Source organism: Microcoleus sp. BM001215392 (assembly GCF_036700185.1).
Taxonomy (GTDB): domain Bacteria; phylum Cyanobacteriota; class Cyanobacteriia; order Cyanobacteriales; family Microcoleaceae; genus Microcoleus.
Window position 1 is genome coordinate 1 of sequence record NZ_JAUBOJ010000095.1, and the last position, 6,162, is coordinate 6,162.

Sequence of the window (6,162 nt, forward strand, 5' to 3'; positions counted from 1 at the left end):
TCGGCGGTTGAAACCGCTGCTATACAAACAATGTCTGCCTCCGCAGACTCAAAGAAAGATGGTGCGCACTGCGCACCTTACTAATACAAATCTGGCTTAAAAACCCGCTCTATTTCTTCGTCGGCGTCCGGCGGACATCGTTTGTGTAACAGCGATTTTAATCGCCGATTTATCTTGACAAAAAGCAACTTTACGAACCGGATTTTGTTTTGTCAAATAGTGCTAAACTGGCTCATATTATCAATCAAATGGTCAAAATAAGGAGCCAACTTTTCCCGCAAATCACCAGACTCGCACCGCTTCAAACTAGCAGCCTTAATTCCTTCCAAACCGAGAACCATTGCAGGCAAAGGAACGCCCAATTCTTGATAGAGCAAATTCATGTTGTGCAGCCCTTCCTCGCTGGTAAAATCTGCTGTATTTCCCGCAATTCCATAGGTAATGCAGCGGAGAAAATGCCAGAAATCCCGCCAACAAGCCTCCGCCCTGGCTGCTGGATAAAGCTCGCCTCCTGGTTCAGAAATATTCGGATATGCGGCTAAAACTTGTTCCCTGGCTTCGGATACAATATCCGCAGCACAGTCGCGCAGGAACTTCGCAGTGCTAACAGACGTTGGTTCCGATGAGTGAAGTTGTTGCAAATCTTCATCGGCGAGATAACGGCCTGCGTCGTCAGCAGCCTGAATGAGTTGGATTTCGGCGGGAGAGTGCGAATTTTCCCAGGTGGCTAAGCTGACTATTCGGGCTTTTGGGATTAATTCTTTGGCTTTTTCGCTTAATTGGAGAGTCATAGACAAATGGCTAGTCGGTAATTACTTGGAGAAGGCATATTTGAAGTTTACCAGAATTGCGATCGGCATCACTGCAAACCAACCTAAATCTGGAGTAGCTTAATTGCATATTCTTTAAATTTTAAATTTAATGCAAAAAATATTAGGACAGCTAGAACAAAAAAAGGCAGCACAGGGGAAGTTTCCATTTCTGCCGGAAAAAAAGATACTGATAGCATCATTAATAATTCCTGCGATTCACTTCGCTCTTTGCAAAGTCTCCTTATTGGTATCATTTGAAAATGGTGCAGCGGCAATTTGGCCGTCAGCAGGTCTTTTTTTAGCTGCTTTTCTGCTGTTAGGGCCGCGCATTTTCCCAGCTCTTTTTTTGGGTGATTTCGTGACTTGTTATACACTGATTTACCAGCACGACTTTCTGACAAGCATTTTCATGTGTATTTGCAATGATGCTGACCCGCTAATCGCAAGTCTTCTGATTGGCCGCTTTGTCCAATACCGGAATTTACTAAATCGATCGCAGGATGTTTTCAAATTTTTACTGCTGCTAATACCTACACCTGTTATCAGCAGCACTCTCTGCGTTATCATACTGTGTTACCGAGGAATTAGTCCCTGGAGTGCTTACCCAGAAGTTTGGCAGAGTTGGTTTACAGCAAACATTGCCGGTACGTTGATTGTGACGCCGGCAATTCTAGCATGGGCTGGGCGATCGAATCCACAAGAAAGACTTCAGCGCCCGCAGATTGCCGAATTTGGACTGTTGCTATTATTGGTGGTTGTTATCAGCCGGATTGCTTTTTGGGACAGCTATCCCGTCGAGTACATGATGATTCCGCTGCTGATTTGGTCGGCATTTCGATTCAGCGCCCGGGAATCGACTCTGCTGGTAGTGATTGTTTCGGCGATCGCAATTTTTGGCACATCTCGCGGTTTGAGTTCCTTTGTCAGGTCATCCCTCGGCGAATCGCTGTTTTTGCTGCAATCTTTTATCGGTGTTGTAGCCGTTACTACCTTTATTTTATCGGCGGTAATCAACGAAAACAAACAAGCAGCAGCCAAGCTGAAAAAACTTAATAACGAGTTAGAACAGCGAGTCGAAGAACGCACCGCCCAACTGCAAGAAGCTAAAGAAGTTGCTGACGCCGCCAATCAATCCAAAAGCGACTTTCTCGCCAATATGAGCCACGAACTCCGAACTCCCCTCAACGGGATTTTGGGCTACGCTCAAATCATGAACCGTTCCCAATCTTGGGGAGAAAAAGAGCGCAATGGCGTTAGCATTATTCACCAGTGCGGTTCCCATCTTTTGACGCTGATCAATGACATTCTCGACCTCTCCAAAATCGAGTCAGGCAAATTAGATTTGCACCCGAAAGCTTTTCATTTCCCATCTTTCTTGCAAAGCATTGTTGAAATTGTGCGCATTCGCACCGAACAAAAACAAATTGACTTGATTTATCTCCCAGATCCCCAACTTCCCGAAGGTATAGAAGCCGATGAAAAACGCTTGCGCCAAGTATTAATTAATTTACTCGGAAATGCAGTCAAGTTTACAGACAAAGGCAGCGTCACTTTCAAAGTAGAGGTAATAGAAATTTCCCAAAAAGACAGTCACCAACAGGCAGGATGTCTGTTCCACAATAATGATGCCAGAGGTATAATGAACTGCGAGTCATCGCCGGATTCCTCATCTGCAATCCCAAATCGATTGATTCGCTTCCAAATTGAAGATACAGGCGTTGGGATGAGTCCAGATTCCCTCGAAAAAATCTTTGTACCTTTTGAACAAGTAGGAGACACAAACCGAAAAATAGAAGGAACCGGACTCGGACTGGCAATCAGTACCAAAATTGTTAATTTAATGAGCAGTAAAATCGAAGTAAAAAGTGATTTTGGCGTTGGTAGTGCCTTCGCTTTTACCGTCAGTGTTCCCTTGGCTGCTGACTGGGTAAGTACCGCCGCCGCCGCTGCGGGAAAGCAGATTTTTGGCTATCATGGAACTCAGAAAAAAATTCTCGTCGTCGATGACAATTGGCAGAACCGTTCAGTGATTTCTAGCCTCTTAGAACCGCTTGGTTTTGCGGTAGTCGAAGCTGAAAATGGCGAGGATGGCTTAGCTAAAGCTGCTGAAATTAAGCCGGATTTGATCGTCGCTGATTTGTCGATGCCTGTGATGGACGGTTTTGAAATGCTGCGGCAGTTGCGGAGTTCAGAATCGCTAAAAAACCTCTGTACTATCGTCTCGTCTGCGTCTGTTTATGAGATGGACAGGCAAAAAAGTTTGGACGCGGGAGGCGATGATTTTCTGCCTAAGCCGGTGCAGCTTGATGAGTTATTCTCAATCTTGGAAAAGCATTTGCAAATTAAATGGAAATACGACCAGAAATTACCAACAGAAAATTCTGTGCAGCTAGCGCCTAAGACTGTATCTAATTCAGCGATTCAGACTTCAGCAATGGCGGTTCCAGCACGCGAAAATTTAGCTTTGCTGCTGAATTTAGCGCAGCAGGGGCGCTTGAAAAAACTGACTGAAGAAGCTAAGCGAATCGAAAAACTTGACAAGGGTTATACTCAATTTATACAGCAAATTCTGCAATTGGCAAAGAGCTTTCAAGCTGACAAAATCGAGACTTTTATCCAGCAGTATCTGAACTAATAGGGGAAAATATTTATGTCAGAAGCTGAGTTAATTTTAGTGGTAGATGATACGCCGGCTAATCTGGATGTGATCTCCGAGGCGTTGACGGATGCGGGTTATGAGGTGGCGATCGCCATTGACGGCGAACGAGCTCTCAAGCAAGTTCAGTATACGCTGCCGAGTTTAATTTTACTGGATGTGATGATGCCGGGAATTAACGGCTTTGAAACCTGCCGCCGCCTCAAAGCTTCGCCAGTTACCAAGGATATTCCTGTAATTTTTATGACGGCTTTGTCGGATACCGCAGATAAGGTTAAAGGATTTCAGTTAGGTGCTGTTGATTATATCACTAAACCTTTTGAAGAGACGGAGGTTTTGGCCCGCGTCAATACTCACGTAAAATTGCGGAATTTGAATAAAGAATTAGAACGGCGGGTTGCCGATCGCACGGCGGAACTAACTGCTGCTTTGATACAAGTCAAGGAATCGCAGCTTCAGCTTATCCAGAGCGAAAAAATGTCTGCCTTGGGCAATTTAGTCGCTGGTGTCGCTCACGAAATCAACAACCCAGTCGGTTTTATTTACGGCAATACCAAGGAGTTGAGTTTGGCGCTAAAAGACATCGTTGACCACTTGCGGCTTTATCAAAAAGAATGCCCAAATTCGGGGAAAAATATTGAATTTCACGCAGAAGAGATTGACTTGGAATATGTGTTGAAAGATACGGCAAAGATGTTATCATCTATGGAGATAGGATGCGATCGCCTGCGCAACATCAGCACTTCCCTCCGCACCTTCTCCCGCGCCGATACGGCGGTGAAAGTCTCGGCCAACATCTGCGACGGCATTGACAGCACGCTGATGATTTTGCAGCACCGCTTGAAAGCTCAAGAAACTCGTCCCGAAATTCAAGTAATCAAAAAATATGGAGATATTCCTAGGGTAAAATGCTATTTGGGACAACTAAATCAGGTGTTTATGAATGTGCTTTCAAATGCGATCGATGCAGTGAATGAGTGCAATTGCGGACGCAGTTTTGCGGAAATTGCAGCGGCTCCTAATAAAATCACTATTATTACAAAAGTATCTGAAGACAGACAAAGCGTTGTGGTGAAAATTAAAGATAATGGTAAGGGAATTTCGGAGGATGTAAAAGCCCAGATTTTTGACCACTTGTTCACTACAAAATTAGTCGGTCAAGGGACGGGGCTGGGTTTGTCTATCAGCCGCCAGATAGTGGAAGAAATACACGGCGGTAGTTTGACTTGCGCTTCTGTGCTGGGTGAGGGCTCAGAATTTGCGATCGCACTGCCGATCGACTAATGGGATAATTTAGGCATCAAGCGGGTTTGATAGAGGAAACAGGGGAAGGCGGGTTTAGCAATCTCGCTTGATGTCGATTACAGATACTTCTAGGCTGGGACAGCTTGCAAGTTCTCTATTTGGTGAATTTCGAGCAGATTAAGTATGATTTGCCGTTTTTTGCGGCGGATTTGGTAACGATCCCCAGCGGCTATTTAATTGATCTCGATACGCAACCTCTGTTTGGCGGTGACGCTGACTACCAGGCTGAGTATACTCGGTCGATCGCACAAATTTTTCAAGTTCATCAACCGTACCTCGCTGGGAGTGGCGATTTTCCCGTCTGCGCAGCAGTTTTTCCAAGCCGGCGTTGCTGTGGAATCGCCCCAAGGAAATGGAAGTTTTGGAGACTCAGGTTTTCGCAGCATTCAAAGACTATCTCGCTGCTGATGTGAAGAAGCTCGATCGCATCGCACCCGTGACAGATAGTGCCAAATTATAGAGTATCTTACCACCTCAACTGCGCTATCTACGGTATCGTGCCAGCAAAAACCGGGCCGCGGGAATGTTGAAGCGTTTCTGCCGCGAGGAATCGACTAAGCGAGTAGATTCACGAATTTTTGTGATATTGGGAACAGAAGCTGCCACAATTGGTAAGTAACAAAAATTGATTTTAATAGAAGCTTCAGCCACTATACTAATAAGTGTAGGTTGGCATGAGGAAAATGCCAATGGTCAAAAAAAATCGCAATGTAGTTAGTTCAAATCCAGACAGCAAAGTCAAAGTCGGACTTTCGCTGACTCCTTCTAGTGCCGATCGATTGAACGCGATCGCTCGAAAGCTAGGAATATCAAGGTCGGAACTTCTAGAACGCTTGGCACAAGGCGCTCTCGATATTTCTAAGGACAAGGCCCAAGTTACTGTCACTTGGAAAAAAGGTGAAGAAGCAACGGCCGAAATCGCCGATTTGCCAGGGGAAACAGCCGAAAAAAGCGAGATCGAGGACGCTATCACGGCAGAAACCCTATTGGGATCAGTGACCGTACAGTCAAATCCCCTGCAACCAAGTTACGAAACTTTACAGCAGCAGTTGAGCGAACGCGAAAGTTCGATCGCCCAATTGCAGCAGCAATTAGCCGACAAACAAAATCTCGAAAGCCAATTGCCGGAAACTGTATCGAAGTCAAGTTACGAAACTTTACAGCAGCAATTCGCCGAAAAAGAACACCGGGAACAGGAATTACAGCAGCAACTAACCTCCAAGTCGAGCGATTTGGAATCTTTGCAGCATCAATTCGCCGAAAAAGAAAGTTCGGCTAACGAATTGCAGCAGCAACTAGCCTCGAAGTCGAGCGATTTGGAATCTTTGCAGCATCAATTCGCCGAAAAAGAAAGTTCGGCCAACGAATTACAGCAGCAACTAACCTCCA

General features: G+C 45.3%; 5 protein-coding genes. 4 read left to right on the forward strand and 1 reads right to left on the reverse strand.

Features of this window, described 5'->3' with window-relative positions; genetic code table 11:
- Positions 1-212: 212 nt before the first annotated feature.
- Complete coding sequence (locus QT974_RS12890) at positions 213-791, reverse strand: phycobilisome protein (protein WP_333468874.1); 579 nt, start codon at positions 789-791, stop codon at positions 213-215.
- Positions 792-921: 130 nt separating this feature from the next.
- Between QT974_RS12890 and QT974_RS12895 the strand changes: the two genes are divergently transcribed.
- From QT974_RS12895 to QT974_RS12910, 4 genes are all read left to right on the forward strand, one after another.
- Positions 922-3,447: an MASE1 domain-containing protein gene (locus QT974_RS12895; protein ID WP_333468875.1), complete on the forward strand. Its 2,526-nt coding sequence runs from the start codon at positions 922-924 to the stop codon at positions 3,445-3,447.
- A 15-nt stretch (positions 3,448-3,462) separates the two neighbouring features.
- Positions 3,463-4,752 carry a sensor histidine kinase gene (locus QT974_RS12900; RefSeq protein WP_333468876.1) on the forward strand — a complete coding sequence of 430 codons (1,290 nt, stop codon included), beginning with the start codon at positions 3,463-3,465 and terminating at the stop codon, positions 4,750-4,752.
- 122 nt (positions 4,753-4,874) lie between these two features.
- Positions 4,875-5,186, forward strand: coding sequence for a hypothetical protein (locus tag QT974_RS34770; protein WP_442933175.1), 312 nt, complete (start codon positions 4,875-4,877; stop codon positions 5,184-5,186).
- 276 nt (positions 5,187-5,462) lie between these two features.
- A partial coding sequence (locus QT974_RS12910; protein WP_333468878.1) for a ribbon-helix-helix protein, CopG family occupies positions 5,463-6,162 on the forward strand: 700 nt, incomplete at its 3' end.